Consider the following 17,674-nt stretch of genomic DNA (forward strand, 5'->3'; position numbering starts at 1 on the left):
GAGGAGCGTCGGCGGACCGGTTCCGGAGGATCGACCGGGCAATTCCGGCGCGGTCAGTCCAGTTGCGGGGACCGGGCGTCGAACACCAGCCCCATCGGTGCGAGCACCCGCACCACCTGCTCGGCGGTCCACTCGTCCAGGTCGCACAGCAACACCGATCGCCACGGGGTGATCACGACCGGCCGTTCCACCGCGGCAAGGAACTCGGCGAGCCGCGCCGGCAGCACCCCGCCGGGGAGACCGCCGGCGAGCGTGACCGCGCCGTCGGTCTGGTCGAGCCACCCGATCGGAGCCGGCGGCGGCGACGGCAACGGTTCCGCCGCATCGGGTTCCCCGGAGGGCGGGGTCCCGGCGAGCAGGATCTCGGCGGCGGTGTCCGGGTCGATGCGCAGGCCGGTGTCGACGCCGTCGCGCACCAACGCCATTCGCCCGTCGGGTCGCGCGAGGACCGCGACGTGCGGGGCCAGCGCGACGATGTCGCCGGTGCCGTCGTCGATGCCGTAGATCCGGGCGGCGCGGTCGGGGGAAGCGTGCAGCCGCGCCGCGACCGCCCGGACGAGAGGACGGATGTCACGGTGCCCCTCGAGGCGGCCGCTCAGCGGTGAGGCGAGGACGCGGGGCCGGGTCGGCGCGTCGACGGTGAGCCCGATCGCGTCGAGCCGCGAGACGATCGGTTCGGCGTCACCGCGCAGCAGGATCTGTGCCCGCTCGGTCAGGTGTAGTTCGCCGCCGCCGTGCGACTCGGCGAGTTCCGCCAGCGCACGCAACTGCGCTGCGGTGACCACGCCACCGGACAGGTGGACTTCGACCTCGGCGTCGGGCATGTCACCAGGCTAGATCGTCGTGCGGTCACCGACCACATCTTCCGCTGCGTCCCGTCCGGTGTCGATGCACGTCCGGGCCGGGAAAAGACCGTAGGGTGTCGGCCATGTCCGACACTCGCTCCGAGCGCCCCTCGTTCGCAGAGCTCTCCGAGGCCAAGTACATCCTGCTCACCACCTTCCGGAAGGACGGGACCCCGGTGGGCACCGCGGTGTGGGCGGCACCCGACGGCGACCGGCTGCTGGTGTGGACGGCGGCGGATGCCTACAAGGTGCGCCGGCTGCGGCGCGATCCGCGCCTGACATTGGCGGTGTGCGACGCGCGCGGCAACGCGAAGTCCGCGGCGGTCCCCGGCACCGGCGTGATCCTCGACGCCGAGCAGACCGCCCATGCGCGTTCGGTGATCGCCCGCAAGTACGGACTGCTCGGCCGGATCACCGTGGGGGCCAGTGTGCTGCGCCGCGGCCGCACCGGGACGGTGGGGCTGGCGTGTTCCCTCGATCCCGACACCGGAACTACCGACACCGGAACTACCGACACGCAGTAACCGACGGCAACGGGGGACCGATGCGGCACACCTACTACTCCCAGGCGGTTGCCGTCGCGCTCGCGAACAGTCCGCTGGTCCCCGAGACCCGGCGCGGCCGATGGCTGCTCGCAGCCGGTGTCGAGGCCGCCGCACCGTGTGCGATCAGCCGGAACGTGGTCGTGCAGGGGTTGGGCCGGCTGTCTCTCGGTGCGGGGACCTTCGTCAACGTCGGGTGTTACTTCGACACGGTCGCCGACATCACCGTGGGGTGTCGGGTGTTCCTCGGCGATCATGTGCGGGTGCTGACGAGCAGCCACCTGACCGGGGGCTCCGAGCAGCGGGCCTCCACCCTGACCGGGGAAGCGGTGACCATCCGTGACGGCTCGTGGATCGGCTCGGGCACGGTGATCCTGCCGGGAGTGACCATCGGTCCCGGGGTCGTGGTGGGCGCCAATTCTCTCGTCACGCGCGACTGCGCCGCCGATTCGCTGTATATGGGCAGTCCGGCGCGGTTTCGCCGCACGCTGCCCTGACCGGGATACGGCAGCGACCGGGATCCCGCCGTGACATCGGACACAGCGGCGAGAGGATCAGGGTGTCGTAGCTTTGCTGTGACACCGATCTTGTTCGACCCCGATCTCTTGTTCGACACCGATCTTTCTTCCGCCCGCCCTGCTTTCCGACTCGCAGCATCACATCCGCCAGGAGACCGCATGACCGTGCACGACTTCACCGTTCGTACCGCCGAAGGAGACGCCGTCTCGCTCGGTGAGTACGCCGGTTCGTATCTGCTCATCGTCAATGTCGCCAGCAAGTGCGGTCTGACGCCGCAGTACGAAGGCCTCGAAGCGCTGCACCGCGCGACCGCCGGCAAGGGACTGCAGATCATCGGGTTCCCCTGCAACCAGTTCGGGGAGCAGGAACCGGGCACCGACGCGGAGATCCAGGAATTCTGCAGTCTGACCTACGACGTGACGTTCCCGGTCTACGGCAAGGTCGAGGTCAACGGCGACGACGCGGACCCGCTGTACCGGTACCTGCGCAGCGCAGCGCCCGGCGACTTCGGGCCCGATCACGGTTTCCTGTTCGAGCACGTCAGCCGGACGCGGCCCGAGGCCATCGGCACCGACGAGGTCAAGTGGAACTTCACCAAATTCCTCGTCGACCCCGCCGGTGCGGTCGTCACCCGGTTCGAACCGACCGTCGCCCCCGAGGCCATCGGCGCCCAGCTCGCCGAGCTGCTCTAGCTGTACCCGCCCCGCCGGTCCGGCACCGCCCCGGCGGGGCTCCGTACGCCCCGCCGGGTACCCGTGGTCAGCGCGCCGCGCTGACCGACGACATGTGGAAATCCGGGATCCGCATCGGCGGCATCGCGGTGCGGGTGAACCAGTCCTTCCATTCGCGGGGCAGCGTGCGCTCGGTGTGTCCGACCTCGGTCGCCCGGCCCAGCAGCGCCACCGGGGACTCGTTGAACCGGAAGTTGTCCACCGCGGCCCGCACCTGCCCGTCCTCGACCAGGTACACCCCGTCGCGGGTCAGTCCGGTCATCAGCAGGCTCGCCGGGTCGACCTCGCGCAGATACCAGAGCGTGGTGAGCAGCAACCCGCGTTCCGTCCCGGCGATCATCTCGTCGAGGGACGCGCCGGTACCGCCGGTGAGCAGCAGGTTGTGACCCGGTGCGGTGGGCTCGGCGGAAAACTCCGCGGCGGCGGCACGCGGATAGGCCAGCGCGTGCACCGAACCGTCCCGGATCCAGTCGACGCGGCCGGCGGGCAACCCGTTGTCGAACACCGACGCCGCATCTGTCGAGGTGGTCGCCGTGACGAACGGCGCGTACTGCAGGCCCGGAGCCGCCGGATCGGAGGTCAAGGTCAGCGGCAGGCCGGTGAGTGTGTCGCCCAGGCGGGTGCCGTGCGGACCCGACCACACCGTGCGACCCTCGTGCGCGCCGCGGCCCTCCATCGACCACATCAGGGAAATCATCAGGTCGGCCACCGCGGAGGGCGGCAACACCGTCTCGTAACGCCCCGCCGGCACCGACACCGACGTCGCGGCCCAGTCCAGTCGTCGGGACAGGTCCTCGAGCAACCGGTCCATCCGAACATCGGTGAAATCGGTGGTCCCCGCCCCGACCCACGCGCTGGCACCGTCGAGTCCGCCACGTTTGCCGGTGATCTCGAGGGACCCGTCGGGTTGCGTCCAGCGCCGCCGCAGCCCCGTCGAGGTCCCCAGCCAGGTGGTGCGCACCCGATGCTCCGCGAACCCGTACAGCGCATCGGATCCGTCGAAACCGTGTGCCAGAGCACCTATGACGGGATCGAACACGTCGATGCCGGTGCGTCCGGCCGGTGCGTCCCAGTCGGCGGGTGTCCCGTCGCCGGCGACGAGCGGCACGGCGTCGCCGGCCGGTGGGGCGGCGCGGGCCGCGGCGTCGGCGGCCTCGGTCACCGCGGTGACCTCACCGCGGTGCACCAGCGGCGCGGTGACGATGCCGCACCCGGTGCCGGATGTCGTGTGCCGCAGCGCGATCACCGTCGCGGTCCGCGCACGCGTCGATCCGTTGGTGGTCATCGAGTTGCCCGCCCACCGCAGCGCTGCTTCCTCGGTGTCGTCGACCAGAACGATCGTCTCGTCGGCCGTGGACGCGGCGAGCGCCACCTCCACGAGATCCGCTGCGGGGATCATCGGCTGCCTTCCTGCACGGTGTTGAGCACGTTGACGCCGCGCACCAGCACCGACGGGCACCCGTGGCTGACCGAGGCGACCTGGCCCGGTTGCGCCTTCCCGCAGTTCATGGCGCCGCCGAGTCGCCAGGTGGACGGCCCGCCGACCACCTCGAGAGCACCCCAGAACTCGGTGGTGGTCGCCTGATACGCCACGTCGCGGACCTGCCCGACGAGCCGGCCCCCGCGAATCCGGTGGAACTGCTGACCGGTGAACTGGAAGTTGTAGCGCTGCATGTCGATCGACCAGCTCCGGTCCCCGACGACGTACAGGCCGTCCTCGACACCGGCGATCAGGTCGGCGGTGCTGCGATCGACGACGGGGTCCGGTTGCAGCGAGACGTTCGCCATCCGCTGGATCGGCACGTGGTGGGCGGAGTCGGCGTAGGCGCAGCCGTTCGATCGCGCCGCCCCGAGTTTCGGCGCGAACGCCCGGTCGAGCTGATAGCCGACGAGCACCCCGTCGCGCACCAGATCCCACGACTGGGCGGCGACCCCGTCGTCGTCGAACCCGGTGGTGGCGAGGCCGTGCGCGGTGGTGCGGTCGGCGGTCACATGCATCGCGTCGCTGCCGTACCGCAACGTGCCCAGCCGGTCCGGGGTCGCGAACGACGTGCCGGCGTACGCGGCCTCGTAGCCGATCGCCCGGTCGTACTCGGTGGCGTGCCCGACCGATTCGTGGATGGTCAGCCACAGGTTGGTGGGGTCGATCACCAGGTCCGTCGGACCGGCCGTCACCGACGGTGCCTGCGCTTTCTCGGCCAGCAGGCCGGGGAGCCGGTCCAGTTCGTCCGTCCAGTCCCAGTGGGTGTCGGAACTCAGGTACTCCCAGCCGCGCCCGACCGGCGGCGCCAGGGTGCGCATCGACTCGAAGGTGCCCGCCCGGCGGTCCACGGTGACGGCCTCGAGTTGGGGGTGCACCCGCACCCGCTGCTGGGTGATCGACGATCCGGCCAGATCGGCGTAGAACGTCTGCTCCTTGACCTCCTCCACGCCGGCGGTGACGTGGTCGACGCCGGCCGCGTCGAGGAGGCGGCGGGAGAAATCGCCGAGCAGCGCCACCTTGTCGGCGGTGGGCACGGCGAACGGGTCGATCTCGTACGAGGAGGTCCACACCGCGTCCCGGTACACCGGCTCGTCCGCCCATTGCACCGGGTCCCGATTCAGCGGCCGCACCGCCCGGGCGACCGCCACCGCCCGCGCCGCCGCGTCCGCCGCCCCCGCCGGTCCCGGCACCGGGTGCGACGCGAACCCCCAGGTGCCGTCGAGGAGGACCCGCACCGCGAGCCCACAGTCGGTGCCGTCCACCGCGGCCTGCACCGCTCCGTCGCGCAGCGTCAGGGAGTGGGTGCGTACCCGCTGCACCCGCACGTCGGCATGCGTGGCCCCGGCGGCGCGAGCCACCGACAGTGCCGCATCGGCGGCGGCCCGCAGCGGCAGGGCCAGAAAATCGTCGTCCACACCGGTCACCGGCCTACCGTAGCGACTGTCTCACCCGAACTGCTGGAAGCCGAGCCGCACCGCCATCGCGACGACCACGACCAGCAGCACCACCCGCACGAACCCGGCACCGCGCTGCAACGCCATCCGGGAGCCGAGCATCGACCCGGCGACGTTGCACACCGCCATGGTCAGCCCGAGGGTCCACCACACGTGCCCGCCGATCGCGAAGACCGCCAGTGCGCCCACGTTCGAACCGAGGTTGATCACCTTCGCCATCGCGGCGGACTTGACGAACTCGCTGCCGAGCATCGCCGCGAAGATGAGGATCAGGAAGGTGCCGGTGCCCGGGCCGAGGATGCCGTCGTAGAACCCGATCACCGCGGCTGCGCCGACGATCACCGTCACGATGCGTGTCGCGCTCGGGCGGTGCTGCTCCGTTCCGGAGCCGAGCTTGGGCCGGGCCGCGACGAACACCGCCACCCCGACGAGCACCACGATCACGATGGGGATGAACACCTCGCGGTCGATCAGCGACACCGCGGCCGCGCCCGCCCCGGCGAAGACCGCCGCGACCAGCGCGGCCGGCGCCAGCACCGACCACCGCAACGGAATCCGGCGCGCGAAGGTCCACACCGCCGCGCCGGTCCCGAAGATCGCGGTGAGCTTGTTGGTGCCCAGCGCCGCCTGCGGCGCCAACTGCGGCGCGACCAGCAGCAGCGCCGGCAACAAGATCAGCCCGCCGCCGCCGACCACCGCATCGACCCATCCGGCGGCCGTCGCCGCGGCCAGCAGCACGGCCCAGTCGCCCACATCCATGCGCGCCATTCGATCATGGGGCGAGCACGCCGACCGGATCGGCTCCGCGTCTGTGCGCCGCGCCGGGAGCAAACTCGGCTTCTCGTACGTTGAACAGACGAGTCCCTCGCCCGAGAGACGTTCGCGCCGGACCCGGCGTACGGAAGGACCCCGCGTGTACCTGTTGCTGTTCGTCGTCTACGTCGCCGCGGAGATCGCTGTGCTGGCCTGGCTCGGCTCCACCGTCGGCGCCCTCGCCACCGTGCTGATCTTCCTGGCTGTCAACGTCGCCGGGTATCTGGTGCTCGGCGCCCAGGGCCGCCGCGCGCTGCGCGGACTCGGCCGGCTCCGCAGTGGCCCCCTCCCGCCCACCGGCTCACCCGACAAGATGCTCACCGACGGTGCGCTCATCGGCGCCGGAGCCGGCCTCGTGCTGCTTCCCGGCTTGATCACCACCGTCCTGGGCATCGTGCTGCTGCTGCCGAGCCGCGCACTGCTCCGCCCGGTGGTGCGCGCCGTGGCCGCCCGCACCGCCCGCACCCACGCCGCCACCTGGCGCGGACAACGCCTGGTGGTGGTCGACGGTCAGGTCGTCGAGAACACCGTCGTCGGGGCGGCGCCCCATCTGCCCGGTGGCCCCGGCCGCGGCCCCGTCGGCACGACCCGGCCGGACGTGGTGGACGGCGAAATCCTCGAAGGGGAGATCGTCGAGACCCCGCGGCAGCCCCGCCGCCCGTGACGGGGCAGACTGGGCAGTTGTGAGTCCAGCACCGCACACCCAGCTCTTCGTCGGCGGCCGCATCTACAGCGCGAGCGCACCCGACGCCACCGCGATGGCCGTCACGGACGGAACGATCGTGTGGGTCGGGCAGGACCGCACCGGACGCGTCCTGCACCCCGACGCCGAGATCGTCGACCTCGACGGCGCGTTCGTCGCACCGGGATTCGTCGACACCCACGTGCATGTCACCGCCCACGGGCTCGCCCTGACCGGACTGGACCTCACCGGCGCCGCGAACCGCGACGACGTGCTCCGCCGGGTAGGGGAGTACGCCGCCGGCCGCGACGACGCCGTGATCTGGGGGCACGGCTGGGACGAAACCCGCTGGCCCGATCCCACCCCGCCCACCACCGACGAACTCGACGCCGCCGCACCCGGCCGCCTGGTGTACCTGGGACGGATCGACGCACATTCGGCGGCGGCCTCCACGGCGCTGCGCGTGGCCGCCGGCGCGCTCGACATGCTCGGCGGCTACCACCCGCAGCGCCCGGTCACCGCCGCAGCCCACCACGCGGTGCGCGCCGCGGCCCGCACCGGGCTCACCGCAGCGCAACGGGCCGAGGCCCGCCACGCCGCGCTCGACGACTTCGCCGCGCACGGCATCGTCGCCGTCCACGAATGCGGCGGCCCCGACATCTCCGGCCGCGACGATTTCACCGAACTGCTCGCCACCGACCACCCGGTGGAGGTGCGCGGCTACTGGGGACAGGCGGTCCGCACCGCCGACGACGCCACCGCCCTGCTCGCCGCGACGGGTGCGCACGCACTCGGCGGTGACCTGTTCGTGGACGGCGCGTTCGGTTCGCACACCGCGTGGCTCGCCGCACCGTACGCAGACCGGCCGGACTGCCACGGCACCGCGTACCTGAGCACCGAGGAACTCGCCGACCACGTGCGGGCCTGCACCACCGCCGGCATCCAGGCCGGATTCCACGTCATCGGGGACGCCGCCGTCGCCGCCACCGTGGCGGCATTCGACGCGGTCGCCGCAGAACTGGGCGGACCGGCGGTCGGTGCACGCGGCCACCGTCTCGAGCATGTCGAGTCCATCACCGGCGCACAAGCCGAACAGCTCGCCCGGTACGGCGTGATCGCCAGCATGCAACCGATGTTCGACGCGTTGTGGGGCGGACCCGACGCGATGTACGCCCAGCGCCTGGGCACGGCGCGCGCCGCGACCCTCAACGCGTTCGCCGGTATCGCCTCGACCGGGATGTCCCTCGCGTTCGGTTCCGACGCGCCGGTGACTCCGCCCCGGCCCTGGCAGATGCTGCGCGCCGCAGTGCATCACCGCACCCCCGGAAGCGGCATCTCACCGCGAGCCGCATTCGCCGCCTCGACCCGCGGTGCGTGGCGCGCCGGTGGCGTGCGCGACGGGATGGCCGGAACTCTCGATCCGGGTGCCCCGGCGTCGTACGCGCTGTGGGAGGCGGGGGACCTGGTGATACGCGCCCCCAAGGACAGCGTGCAGCGCTGGTCGACCGACCCGCGCTCGCGGGTCGCGCCGCTGCCCGACCTCGCCGACGGCACCGACGATCCGGTACTGGTGCGCAGCGTGCACCGGGGCCACGTCGTGTACGCACGGTGACCGCACCGGCCGGCCCGACACGGAGGCGGACCGCCACCGTGGTGGGCCTGCGGATGGCCGCGGCGCTGCTCGCCGGAGTGCTGCTGTTCGCAAGCTTCCCGCCGCGACCGCTGTGGTTCCTCGCACCGGTCGGCATCGCCCTGCTCACCGCGGTACTCACGGTGCAACCGATGCGGCGACGCGCCGGTTTCGGATACGGCTACCTCGCCGGACTCGGGTTCCTGGTACCGCTGCTGCCCTGGGTAGGGGTCTATGTGGGGCCGCTGCCGTGGCTGGCGCTCGCCGCCGCGGAGGCGGTGTTCGTCGGCCTGTTCGGGGCACTGGCGGTGCATCTGCGCACCCTGCCCGCTGCGCCGTTGTGGATCGCGGCAGCGTGGAGCGCCACCGAATTCGCGCGCGCGTCGGTACCGTTCGGCGGATTCCCGTGGGGGCGGCTCGCGTTCGGGCAGCCCGACGGGGTGCTCGTGTCCCTCGCCGCGCTCGGCGGCGCCCCGCTCGTGTCGTTTGCCGTGGCGCTGACCGGCACCGGTCTCGCCGCGTTGGTCTCGGTCGTCGTGCGCAGCAACGGTGCCCGCCTCGACCGGCGGGGCGCCGTGCGGGCCGCAGCGTGGGCAGCGCTCGCGCCACTGGCCGCGCTGGCGGTATGGCCGCTGCTGCGCACCGACCCCGCCGACTCGCCGGTGGTGACGGTCGCGGCGATCCAGGGCAGCGTGCCGCGACTGGGCCTCGACTTCAACGCGCAACGCAAAGCGGTGCTCGACAACCATGTGGCGCGGACCCTGGAACTGGCCGCGGACGTGCGCGCCGGCGCGGTGCCGCAACCCGATGTGGTGATCTGGCCGGAGAACGCATCCGACATCGACCCGCTGCGCAACGCCGACGCCGCCCGCGACATCACGGCCGCGGCGGCAGCGGTACAGGCGCCGATCCTGGTCGGCACGGTGCTCCGCAACGACGACGGCACCACCAGCAACTCGGTGATCGTGTGGGACCCGGAAGCCGGACCCGGAGAGCAGCACGACAAACGGATCATCCAGCCGTTCGGGGAGTATCTGCCCTACCGCTCGTTCTTCCGTCTGTTCTCCGAGTACGCCGACCGGGCGGGCAACTTCGTACCCGGCGACGGGGACGGGGCGGTCACCGCGGACGGCATCACCATCGGGGTCGCGACCTGCTACGAAGTCGCCTTCGACCGGGCGTTCTCCGACTCGGTGGACGCGGGTGCGCAACTGCTCGCGGTGCCCACCAACAACGCGACCTTCGGCGACACCGAGATGACGTATCAGCAGCTGGCGATGTCACGGGTGCGGGCGGTCGAACACGGCCGCACCGTTGTGGTCGCCGCCACCAGCGGGGTCAGCGCCATCGTCGATCCGGACGGGTCGGTGCAGCAACGCACCCCGCTGTTCGAGCCCGCAGCCCTGGTGGCGCAGGTGCCGTTGCGGGCAGACGTTACGCTGGCAAGTCGGCTCGGACCGATCCCGGAGCTCGTGCTCTGTGTCGGTGCCGTGGTCGCCGCCGGTCTCGCCCTCGTGCGTAGCCGACGTCAGAACGCCGGTCCGGGAGCACACCCCGCGTCCGGCACCGCAGGAGCACCGGCCCCCGGCCGGTTCGACAGGGAGGACCTTTGATGGCATCGGCGACGCCGGCCGGGAACGACAGCGCACCCAGCGCCCGCACCCTGGTGATCATTCCGACGTACAACGAGCGCGACAACATCGGTCGGATCGTCGAGCGGCTGCACGCCGCCCTGCCCGGCACCGACGTGCTGATCGTCGACGACGGCAGCCCCGACGGCACCGGTGCGATCGCCGACGGCCTCGCCGCCGCGGACGACCGCATCCACGTGATGCACCGCACCGAGAAGAACGGGCTCGGCGCCGCCTACATCGCCGGGTTCCGATGGGGACTGGACCGCGACTACACCGTGCTGGTGGAGATGGACGCCGACGGCAGCCACGCCCCCGAACAGCTGCATCTGCTGCTCGAGCGCGTCGACGCGGGCGCCGATCTGGTGCTCGGCTCCCGGTACGTGCCGGGTGGCACCGTGGTGAACTGGCCGTGGCACCGCGAGGTGCTCTCGCGCGGCGGCAACATCTATTCGCGTCTCGCGCTCGGGGTGAAGGTCAGCGACATCACCGGGGGATACCGCGCCTACCGCCGCGAGGTGCTCGAAACCCTCGATCTCGACGCGATCGCCTCCCACGGCTACTGCTTCCAGGTGGATCTGGCGTGGCGGACGCTGCAGGCGGGGTTCACCGTCGCCGAGGTGCCGATCACGTTCACCGAACGGGAGATCGGCGAGTCGAAGATGAGCGGGAACATCGTGCAGGAGGCATTGCTGCGGGTGACGCTGTGGGGGCTGCGCAGCCGCTACGAGCGGGTGCGGGCGCTGCTGCAGCGCAACTGACCGCCGGACCGGCCGCGGCCCGGACGGAACCGGCCGCGCACGGTCAGGACCGGCCTCGCCGGGCACGGTGCGCGTCGAACGTGTCGCCGGCGCCGACGGACGCACACAGGCGGCGGATCGCGCTGCAGTCCTGTACCACCGGTTGGTGCGCGGTCGCCGCGGCGGTGTCCGCGATCAGTTCCCGGCCGCCGGGGACCTGTTCGTGCGCGACGATCGCCGCCCAGGTGGTCATGTCGCCGCCGGTGAAGGCATCGACCCCGGCGGCGAGCGCGTCGAACAACAACTCACGGTCTGCGGCGTCCAGTTCGGCGAACACCGTGGTGAACAATTCCCCGGTGAGGGTGGCGTGGCACAGTTCGTCGCGCCGGTGGACCGCGACGGTGGCCCGGTTGACCGGTTGCACGGTCTCGTCGCCGGTGAACAGCGCGAGATACGCGCTGATCGACGTCTCGGCGACCGTGGTGAACGCCAGTTGCACCAGCGCCGCGTGCCGCGGATCGACGGCGCGCTGCAACTCCGCGCGGTGTGCGCGCAGGGTGCGGCACGCGGGGAGCACCGCGTCGGGCAATGCCCAGCCACGCCCGCGGCGGGTGAGCGCATTGGCGTTCTGGTGCATGAGGGTGTGGTACTGCTCGTCGACCATCGCCTGCATCACCCCGACGACCACGGTGTCCGGCGGAGCGAGACCGAACACGTCGGAGGTGATCAGCCCGAAACCGGGATTGACCACGTACTGCTCGATGTCGATGACGTTCTTGTTGTAGGCGATCCACCCCCACGCCCGCAGCCGCGCGCGGGCGGGCTCGTCGAGTGCGAGGTACCGGGGATGGGTGTGGAACGGCAGCAGGGTGTCGGGGAAATCGTCGCGCGCGGGTTCGAACAGCGCATCCAGGTCGGGTTCGGATTTCTTCACCGCAGCGCGCCGCGGCCACGACCGGGTCAGGCCGCGAATCACCGCGGCGGCGACCGGGTCGCCGGTGTCGTTGCCGGGAAGCTCCGGGGGCCGCAGCCGGGCCCGCAGCTTCGCTGCCTCGCGATCGGTCACGGCGACACCCCGTTTCGCACGGCGTCCGGTTCGTGCAGGTCCGACGGGAGCAGGCCGAACAGTTCCCCGCACAGTGCCCGGTACTGCTCGCGGTCGTCGCCGAGGGCGCGGTAGCCGCGTGCGGTCAGCGCCGCGAACCGGTCCGGGTCCTCGGCCGCGTCGAGGTCGTCCAGGGCGGCGCGCAGGGCGCGGCGGGCGTCCACGGCGTACGGATTGGCCACCTGGATCTCGTGATACACCGCCGGTGTGCCGGACGCGATCCGGGCGAGCAGTGCCCGCAGCAGCACGTGCGGCGGGGGAGCGGCGGTCGCGGCCGTCGGTGGTCCCAGCCGGTCGAGGGCGCCGCCGAAGGCGAGAACCACCGCGTGGGTCAGCGCCTGAGTGGTCGCCGTCGCGCGGTCGTGCTCGGCGGCGCCGACCTCCACGACCCGCGCACCCCAGCGGTCGACCGCGTCGACGAACACCCCGACTGCGGGACCGTCCCGGTGCCGCACCGCGAGCACGGGGCGCCCGGCCCAGCCGAGCGCCGGAGCGAACATCGGATTGATACCGAGCGCCTCCCGGTCCGGGAGGCAGGTCGCAAGCGCCGCAGCGAACGGGGTTTTCACCGACAACGTCTCCACCAGCAGCGCCTCGGGGTGCAGCAACCCGGCCAGGGCGGGCAGCGCGGCCACGGCGACGGCGTCGGGGACGGCGAGGATCACCGTCGGCGCCGCGCGCACCGCCGCCGCGACGTCCGGGGTGGGCGCGGCGATGTCACCGGGCAGCACCGCGGCGCCGGCTGTGCTGGTCGTCGGGGCCGGAGCGCCGGGGTCGATCGCCAGCACGCGGTGGCCGTCGCCGGACAGGGCCGCGGTGAGCATCGCGCCGACCGCACCGCAGCCCCCCGCCACGACGACGCGGCCTGGTCCGCCGGCGGTCACGGCGCGGTGCCGTCGGGTCGGGCGCGGAGTGCGGCGTTGCCGTCGGCGGGATCGGCGTCGGTCTCGGCCAGGCAGCGCCGCATCACCAGCGATTTGACGAGCGTTTCCTCGAGTTCGTCGTCCGGGTCCGACAGCGCGACGATCGCGCCGCCGATACCGAAGGTGACCTGATGGTCGGTGGCGACCATCGTGCGGATCACGATCGACAGGTCGGCGGTGCCGGTGGGGGACAGGTAGCCGATCGCCCCGGAATACACCCCGCGCGGACCGTCCTCGAATTTGTCGATGATCTCCATGGTGCGCAGTTTCGGTGCGCCGGTCATGGACCCGCCGGGGAATGCGGCGCGCACACAGTCCACGGCGGTAACGTCGGGGCGCAGGGTCCCGCGCACGGTGGAGACGAGTTGGTGTACGGCGGAATAGGTTTCGATGTCGAAGAGTTTCGGCACGTGCACCGAACCCGGTTGGCACACCCGGGAGAGGTCGTTGCGCACCAGGTCGACGATCATCAGGTTCTCGGAGCGGTCCTTCTCGCTGACGAGCAGACCGTCGCGCAGTGCGGCGTCCTCGGCTGCGCTGCGGCCCCGGGGCCGGGTGCCCTTGATCGGTTTCGACTCCACGATGCCGTCGGTGCCGATCCGCAGGAACCGTTCCGGGGAGGCGCTGAGTACCGCCACCTCCGGGAAGTCCAGCAGCGCACTGTACGGGGTGGGGCTGATCTCCCGCAGAGTGCGGTAGGTGCGCAGCGGGTCGATGGTCCGGTCGACGGTCGCGGTGTTGGTCAGGCACACCTCGTACGTCTCGCCGCTGCGGATCTCGCTCTGGCACTGCTCGATCATCTCCAGGTAGTGCGCCGGTGTGTGCCGCAACCGGATCTGCAGATCGTCTTCGTCACGCAGCAGCGGCACCGCCGTCGGGGCGAGAACATCGGTGTCGGCGAGCGCGGCAAGCGCCGCGGCGGTGGCGTCGAACCACGCGACGGAAGCGGGATCGTCGGGTTCGTCGGACAACGCCAGGAGATAACAGCGGCCCGCCTCGTGGTCGAGGACGACCGCGCGGTCCGCGAACACCATCGAGGCGTCGGCGATCGGGGAGGTGTGGACCAGTTGCCCGCCGGCGTCGGCCTTGAGTTCGTAACCGAGGTAGCCGACGTATCCGAGTGCGAACGCGAACGGCAGATCGTCGCGGGGGGTGATGCGCCGTTCGGCGAGCCGCGCATCGAGGTGGTCGAAGAAGGTGCGGTGGTATTCGGCGACGGGAGCACCGGCACGGTGTTCGCGCACCAGGGTCTCGGCGACGCTGTAGGTGACGAACTCGGCGCGGGGGCCGGACCCGTCGCCCATCACCGTGAACCGGGAGCCGGGTTCGGTGGTGACGGAGCCGTCGAGCCAGAAGCTGTGCGGGCCGTCGGCGAAGAGCGTTTCGTAGACGGCGTGCGGCGCCGGGTGGAAGTCGAGGACCCGGGTGTCGAGCACATATCGGGGTGGGGCGGGTTCCGGTGGCGGCGGGGCGCTGACGGTGATCGGTGTCCGGGCCGGGGTGGCGGCCCGGAAGTTGCCGAGCAGTTCGGTGCCGTAGCAGGTGCAGATCGATTCGGGATGGAATTGCACTCCCCACAGCGGCCGGTTCCGGTGCTCGACCGCCATCAGCAGCCCGTCGTCGGTGTAGGCCGTGGCGACGAGCTGGTCGGGGACGTGCTCGGCGATCAGCGAGTGGTAGCGGACCGCGTCGAACGGGGACGGGATCCCGGCGAACAGACCGGTCCCGTCGTGCACGATCCGGCTGATCCGGCCGTGCACCGGCTCGGGTGCGGGCACCACGGCACTGCCGAACAGGTGGCACAACCCCTGGTGGCCGAGGCACACGCCCAGGACCGGGAGCCCGGAGTCGGCGAGGATGCGGTCGCTGATCCCGAAGTCGCGGGGCCGGTCGGGGCGTCCCGGGCCGGGGGAGACGACGATGTTGTCGAACCGGTGCAGCCCCAGTTCGTCCCACACGGTGTCGTTGGTGACCACGACCGGGGGAACTCCGTTGACGCGGGAGAGCACGCTGTAGAGGTTGTAGGTGAACGAGTCGTAGTTGTCGACCAGCAGGGTTCGGGTCGGTGGCGGCGCAGACATGGCGGCCTCAGATCTGGGGGTCCCCGGAGAGCGCCGGGCGCGGACCGGCGTCGGCGCCCGCGGCGGCGACGATGTCGTCTTCGAGCCGGCAGGCTTCTCCGATGAGCAGGGTGTAGAGCGCTTCCACGAAGTCACCGGACAGTCCGTTACGGTGCGCGTAGTCCTGGGCGCGGCGATGCACAGTCTGCATCCGGTCGGGTTGGAGCACCGCGATGTTGTGGCGCCGTTTGAGTTCCGCCACGCGGGCGCACAGCGCCAGCCGGTCGCGGACGTCGTCGAGCAGTGCGCGGTCGACTCGGTCGAGTTCGGTGCGCAGAGCATCGAGTTCGGTTTCCGGTGTCGGTGCGGTCGTCGTGTCCGCCGCGGTTTGCCTGTCGTTCACGTGCGCTCACCCCTGTGCAGCCCCCGGGGTGGGGGTCGGATCGTGAAGTGTTCGACGGTGCCCGACTCGTCGGTTGGTATTCGCTCATGATTGCACGCAGCCGAACGGGGTGCCGACAATTGATGGATTTGTGCCACTCCGCAATGCAATTGCGTCCGGGACTGAAAATCGTGCCGGGCGATACCGCAGACAGAAAGGCCAATGCCGTTGCGGGAACAAGTCCCGCAACGGCATTCGGAGGTGGTGCCGGCGGCCTGTCAGGCGCCGCGGCGCTTCGCCTTGATCAGATCGAGGCGTTCCTGCAGCAGGACCTCGAGTTCTTCGACGGAGCGGCGTTCGAGCAGCATGTCCCAGTGCGTGCGCGGCGGCTTGACCTTCTTCGGCTCGGGTGCCGCGCCCTCGACGAGGGTGCCTTCCAGCCCGTTCTTGCACATCCAGGTGCCGGGGATCTCGGCTTCGTCGGCGAACGGAACATCGAACTCTTCGCCGTTGTCGCAGCGATAGCGCGCGATCCGCCGCGGCGCCAGATCGTGGTCACGGTCGGTTTCGTAGCTCACCGCGCCGAGCCGGCTGCCTCGCAGTACACGATCTGCCATGGTGGTGTCCTCTCTTGTGTGCTCCACCCGCTGGTGGGTCCGCCTTGCAGGCGGGCGCCCACGCGGGATCAACGTTCACCTCATGTCAACGTCGACGGGGCCGATTCCGTTCCCGCGGCCCGCCTCGAGGCCGGATACACCACATTACCGGCCGCCTCCTCAGCGTCGGTAAAGTGTCCGGACATGACCGACCGCACCCGTCCGCCGGGCAGCTGCCTGTGGTGCGGACGTCCGGTCCCGGAGATCGGGACGGGCCGGCGCCGCCGGTACTGCCGGCAGTCGTGCCGGCAACGCGCGTACGAGCAACGCAACACCACCCGCGAGGCGGGGCTGCCCGAGGACGCGGTGGTACTCACCGCCGCCGAGGTGGAATCGCTGGCGGACCGCGCCTATCTGGTGCGTTGCGCCGCCGAAGATGTCGCCACTGCGGTTGCCGAGGGCGCCGATGCGGTGGAACTGGGCCGGTTGTGTACCGATCTGGTGTCCCTCGCCCGGGACGCCGAGCGGATCCGCTGACCGAACCCGCCCGGCCGGGCGTCAGGCGAAGAACCCGCCCATCGTGAACACCACCTGGCAGAACGCACCATTGGTGTAGTTGATCGAACCGAACAGCGCCGCCAGCACGGGGCCGGTGCCGGTGTTGACCGTCTTCGACAGTTGCGGCACCCCGCCGGCCTTGTCGTCGAGGGTCTCGATGCCGCCGCGGAAGGTCTCCATGTTGAGCCAGACGAATTTGAGGTCGGCGGCCGCAGGGGTGACGGGGATGGTCGGTGCGACGAAGATCTTCAGCTGCCCGATCTGCACGTCCGGGTTCACGTTGGGGCCCGGTTGCACCCATCCGGTGGTCATGGCGTACGGCACGATGCCGCCACCGCAGCCGGGTCCGAGGGTGGGGGCGGGCTGCATGAACGGCTGCGGAGTGTTGCGCGGCGGGGGCGCGAACAGCGCCGACCCCGTTCCGGCGCCCAGCATGTCGTCCACGGCGCGAAGGGCGTCCGGGTCGGGTGCGGCAGCGGCCCGCAGTTGGTCGAGGGGCAGGCCCGGCGGGGCGGGCTCGGCGGCGGCCTGCGCGGGCAGGGCGACGGCCAGTGCGGTGGCGAACAGGGCGCCGAGAATACGAACGGTCCGGCGACGCGGCATCTGAGGCTCCTTCGGGTCGGCTGTGAGAAGTCGTGCGGGAAGGCGGCGAGCAGCGTGATCCGCGGGCGACGGGGCCCGGGCACACGGTGAGGCGGGAGTGCGTGACGCGGACGTGCGCGGCAGCGGGAAACCTTCTGACGCGTACGGGGGTACCAAAACCTGAGGATAGGGATTCACCCCTCCGCTCCGGGGGATTTCGCTGATATCTCCGAGCATTCGGGACATTTACCCCACACCGGAAGATCAGGTGCGCCGCCGGCACGCTTCCGGGACATTTCGCGTAATTGTTGTGACAGGGTCGAGGAAATGTTCGGTAAAGAATTCCGCGCACATCCAAGATCGAATTTCGATATCCGATGTATTTCCGGCTACCTCTG

Annotated in this window: 18 protein-coding genes; 8 read left to right on the forward strand and 10 right to left on the reverse strand. The window is 71.2% G+C overall.

All coding sequences use genetic code 11. From position 1 onward, the window contains the following. Positions 1-53: 53 nt before the first annotated feature. Complete coding sequence (locus tag ACLQ3J_RS03755; RefSeq protein ID WP_169622290.1) at positions 54-824, reverse strand: precorrin-3B synthase; 771 nt, start codon at positions 822-824, stop codon at positions 54-56. 104 nt (positions 825-928) lie between these two features. On the opposite strand from ACLQ3J_RS03755, the gene ACLQ3J_RS03760 reads away from it, so the two are divergent. The 3 genes from ACLQ3J_RS03760 to ACLQ3J_RS03770 all read left to right on the forward strand — a co-directional run bounded on the left by ACLQ3J_RS03760 (position 929) and on the right by ACLQ3J_RS03770 (position 2,598). Beyond that, complete coding sequence (locus ACLQ3J_RS03760; protein ID WP_425902205.1) at positions 929-1,369, forward strand: PPOX class F420-dependent oxidoreductase; 441 nt, start codon at positions 929-931, stop codon at positions 1,367-1,369. A gap of 20 nt (positions 1,370-1,389) precedes the next feature. Beyond that, positions 1,390-1,884, forward strand: coding sequence for an acyltransferase (locus tag ACLQ3J_RS03765; RefSeq protein WP_296549538.1), 495 nt, complete (start codon positions 1,390-1,392; stop codon positions 1,882-1,884). Positions 1,885-2,064: 180 nt separating this feature from the next. Beyond that, positions 2,065-2,598: a glutathione peroxidase gene (locus ACLQ3J_RS03770; protein WP_425902206.1), complete on the forward strand. Its 534-nt coding sequence runs from the start codon at positions 2,065-2,067 to the stop codon at positions 2,596-2,598. A gap of 67 nt (positions 2,599-2,665) precedes the next feature. Here the strand turns inward: ACLQ3J_RS03770 and ACLQ3J_RS03775 are convergent, their stop codons facing one another. From ACLQ3J_RS03775 to ACLQ3J_RS03785, 3 genes are read right to left on the reverse strand one after another with little or no spacing between them, the layout of a single operon-like run. After that, positions 2,666-4,036, reverse strand: coding sequence for a metallopeptidase TldD-related protein (locus ACLQ3J_RS03775; RefSeq protein WP_425902207.1), 1,371 nt, complete (start codon positions 4,034-4,036; stop codon positions 2,666-2,668). Further along, complete coding sequence (locus tag ACLQ3J_RS03780; RefSeq protein ID WP_425902208.1) at positions 4,033-5,544, reverse strand: TldD/PmbA family protein; 1,512 nt, start codon at positions 5,542-5,544, stop codon at positions 4,033-4,035. Before ACLQ3J_RS03780 ends, ACLQ3J_RS03775 begins: the two co-directional genes overlap by 4 nt. A 21-nt stretch (positions 5,545-5,565) precedes the next feature. Beyond that, the gene (locus ACLQ3J_RS03785) at positions 5,566-6,333 is read right to left on the reverse strand and encodes a TSUP family transporter (RefSeq protein WP_169622378.1); all 768 of its coding nucleotides are present in this window, start codon (positions 6,331-6,333) and stop codon (positions 5,566-5,568) included. Positions 6,334-6,487: 154 nt separating this feature from the next. Here ACLQ3J_RS03785 and ACLQ3J_RS03790 point away from each other — a divergent pair, with 154 nt between their 5' ends. From ACLQ3J_RS03790 to ACLQ3J_RS03805, 4 genes are read left to right on the forward strand one after another with little or no spacing between them, the layout of a single operon-like run. Further along, positions 6,488-7,051, forward strand: coding sequence for an FxsA family protein (locus ACLQ3J_RS03790; RefSeq protein WP_169622295.1), 564 nt, complete (start codon positions 6,488-6,490; stop codon positions 7,049-7,051). Between the two features lie 19 nt (positions 7,052-7,070). Beyond that, positions 7,071-8,681 (forward strand): amidohydrolase, encoded by a 1,611-nt coding sequence (locus ACLQ3J_RS03795; protein WP_425902210.1) that lies wholly within the window; start codon positions 7,071-7,073, stop codon positions 8,679-8,681. A gap of 53 nt (positions 8,682-8,734) precedes the next feature. Further along, complete coding sequence (gene lnt, locus ACLQ3J_RS03800; RefSeq protein ID WP_425902285.1) at positions 8,735-10,312, forward strand: apolipoprotein N-acyltransferase; 1,578 nt, start codon at positions 8,735-8,737, stop codon at positions 10,310-10,312. Continuing rightward, the gene (locus ACLQ3J_RS03805; protein ID WP_425902211.1) at positions 10,312-11,091 is read left to right on the forward strand and encodes a polyprenol monophosphomannose synthase; all 780 of its coding nucleotides are present in this window, start codon (positions 10,312-10,314) and stop codon (positions 11,089-11,091) included. Before lnt ends, ACLQ3J_RS03805 begins: the two co-directional genes overlap by 1 nt. A 43-nt stretch (positions 11,092-11,134) precedes the next feature. On the opposite strand, the gene ACLQ3J_RS03810 is transcribed toward ACLQ3J_RS03805, so the two are convergent. The 5 genes from ACLQ3J_RS03810 to ACLQ3J_RS03830 all read right to left on the reverse strand — a co-directional run bounded on the left by ACLQ3J_RS03810 (position 11,135) and on the right by ACLQ3J_RS03830 (position 16,157). Then, positions 11,135-12,136 carry an AurF N-oxygenase family protein gene (locus ACLQ3J_RS03810; protein WP_425902212.1) on the reverse strand — a complete coding sequence of 334 codons (1,002 nt, stop codon included), beginning with the start codon at positions 12,134-12,136 and terminating at the stop codon, positions 11,135-11,137. After that, entirely contained in the window at positions 12,133-13,059 is a 927-nt protein-coding gene (locus ACLQ3J_RS03815) for a prephenate dehydrogenase dimerization domain-containing protein (RefSeq protein ID WP_425902213.1), read from the reverse strand. Before ACLQ3J_RS03815 ends, ACLQ3J_RS03810 begins: the two co-directional genes overlap by 4 nt. After that, positions 13,056-15,179, reverse strand: a complete 2,124-nt coding sequence (gene pabB / locus ACLQ3J_RS03820) for an aminodeoxychorismate synthase component I (protein WP_425902214.1) — start codon at positions 15,177-15,179, stop codon at positions 13,056-13,058. The genes ACLQ3J_RS03815 and pabB overlap by 4 nt, the downstream gene beginning before the upstream one ends. Before the next feature lie 7 nt (positions 15,180-15,186). Further along, positions 15,187-15,561: a chorismate mutase gene (locus ACLQ3J_RS03825; RefSeq protein WP_425902216.1), complete on the reverse strand. Its 375-nt coding sequence runs from the start codon at positions 15,559-15,561 to the stop codon at positions 15,187-15,189. Positions 15,562-15,818: 257 nt separating this feature from the next. After that, the gene (locus ACLQ3J_RS03830) at positions 15,819-16,157 is read right to left on the reverse strand and encodes an RNA polymerase-binding protein RbpA (RefSeq protein WP_169622300.1); all 339 of its coding nucleotides are present in this window, start codon (positions 16,155-16,157) and stop codon (positions 15,819-15,821) included. Positions 16,158-16,340: 183 nt separating this feature from the next. Here ACLQ3J_RS03830 and ACLQ3J_RS03835 point away from each other — a divergent pair, with 183 nt between their 5' ends. After that, on the forward strand, positions 16,341-16,673 hold the full coding sequence (locus ACLQ3J_RS03835; protein ID WP_425902218.1) for a hypothetical protein: 333 nt from the start codon (positions 16,341-16,343) through the stop codon (positions 16,671-16,673). Positions 16,674-16,694: 21 nt separating this feature from the next. On the opposite strand, the gene ACLQ3J_RS03840 is transcribed toward ACLQ3J_RS03835, so the two are convergent. Then, positions 16,695-17,297, reverse strand: a complete 603-nt coding sequence (locus ACLQ3J_RS03840; protein ID WP_425902219.1) for a hypothetical protein — start codon at positions 17,295-17,297, stop codon at positions 16,695-16,697. Positions 17,298-17,674: the final 377 nt, after the last annotated feature.

The sequence above is a fragment of the Rhodococcus sp. DT1 genome (assembly GCF_049844875.1).
In the GTDB taxonomy this organism is placed as follows: Bacteria; Actinomycetota; Actinomycetes; order Mycobacteriales; family Mycobacteriaceae; genus Rhodococcus.

What these genes read in the sequence shown, in the direction of transcription:
- ACLQ3J_RS03755 (WP_169622290.1), bottom strand. Translation starts at nt 824, where the DNA reads ATGCCCGACGCCGAGGTCGAAGTCCACCTGTCCGGTGGCGTGGTCACC.
- ACLQ3J_RS03760 (WP_425902205.1), top strand. Translation starts at nt 929, where the DNA reads ATGTCCGACACTCGCTCCGAGCGCCCCTCGTTCGCAGAGCTCTCCGAG.
- ACLQ3J_RS03765 (WP_296549538.1), top strand. Translation starts at nt 1,390, where the DNA reads ATGCGGCACACCTACTACTCCCAGGCGGTTGCCGTCGCGCTCGCGAAC.
- ACLQ3J_RS03770 (WP_425902206.1), top strand. Translation starts at nt 2,065, where the DNA reads ATGACCGTGCACGACTTCACCGTTCGTACCGCCGAAGGAGACGCCGTC.
- ACLQ3J_RS03775 (WP_425902207.1), bottom strand. Translation starts at nt 4,036, where the DNA reads ATGATCCCCGCAGCGGATCTCGTGGAGGTGGCGCTCGCCGCGTCCACG.
- ACLQ3J_RS03785 (WP_169622378.1), bottom strand. Translation starts at nt 6,333, where the DNA reads ATGGATGTGGGCGACTGGGCCGTGCTGCTGGCCGCGGCGACGGCCGCC.
- lnt (WP_425902285.1), top strand. Translation starts at nt 8,735, where the DNA reads ATGGCCGCGGCGCTGCTCGCCGGAGTGCTGCTGTTCGCAAGCTTCCCG.
- ACLQ3J_RS03805 (WP_425902211.1), top strand. Translation starts at nt 10,312, where the DNA reads ATGGCATCGGCGACGCCGGCCGGGAACGACAGCGCACCCAGCGCCCGC.
- pabB (WP_425902214.1), bottom strand. Translation starts at nt 15,179, where the DNA reads ATGTCTGCGCCGCCACCGACCCGAACCCTGCTGGTCGACAACTACGAC.
- ACLQ3J_RS03830 (WP_169622300.1), bottom strand. Translation starts at nt 16,157, where the DNA reads ATGGCAGATCGTGTACTGCGAGGCAGCCGGCTCGGCGCGGTGAGCTAC.
- ACLQ3J_RS03835 (WP_425902218.1), top strand. Translation starts at nt 16,341, where the DNA reads ATGACCGACCGCACCCGTCCGCCGGGCAGCTGCCTGTGGTGCGGACGT.
- ACLQ3J_RS03840 (WP_425902219.1), bottom strand. Translation starts at nt 17,297, where the DNA reads ATGCCGCGTCGCCGGACCGTTCGTATTCTCGGCGCCCTGTTCGCCACC.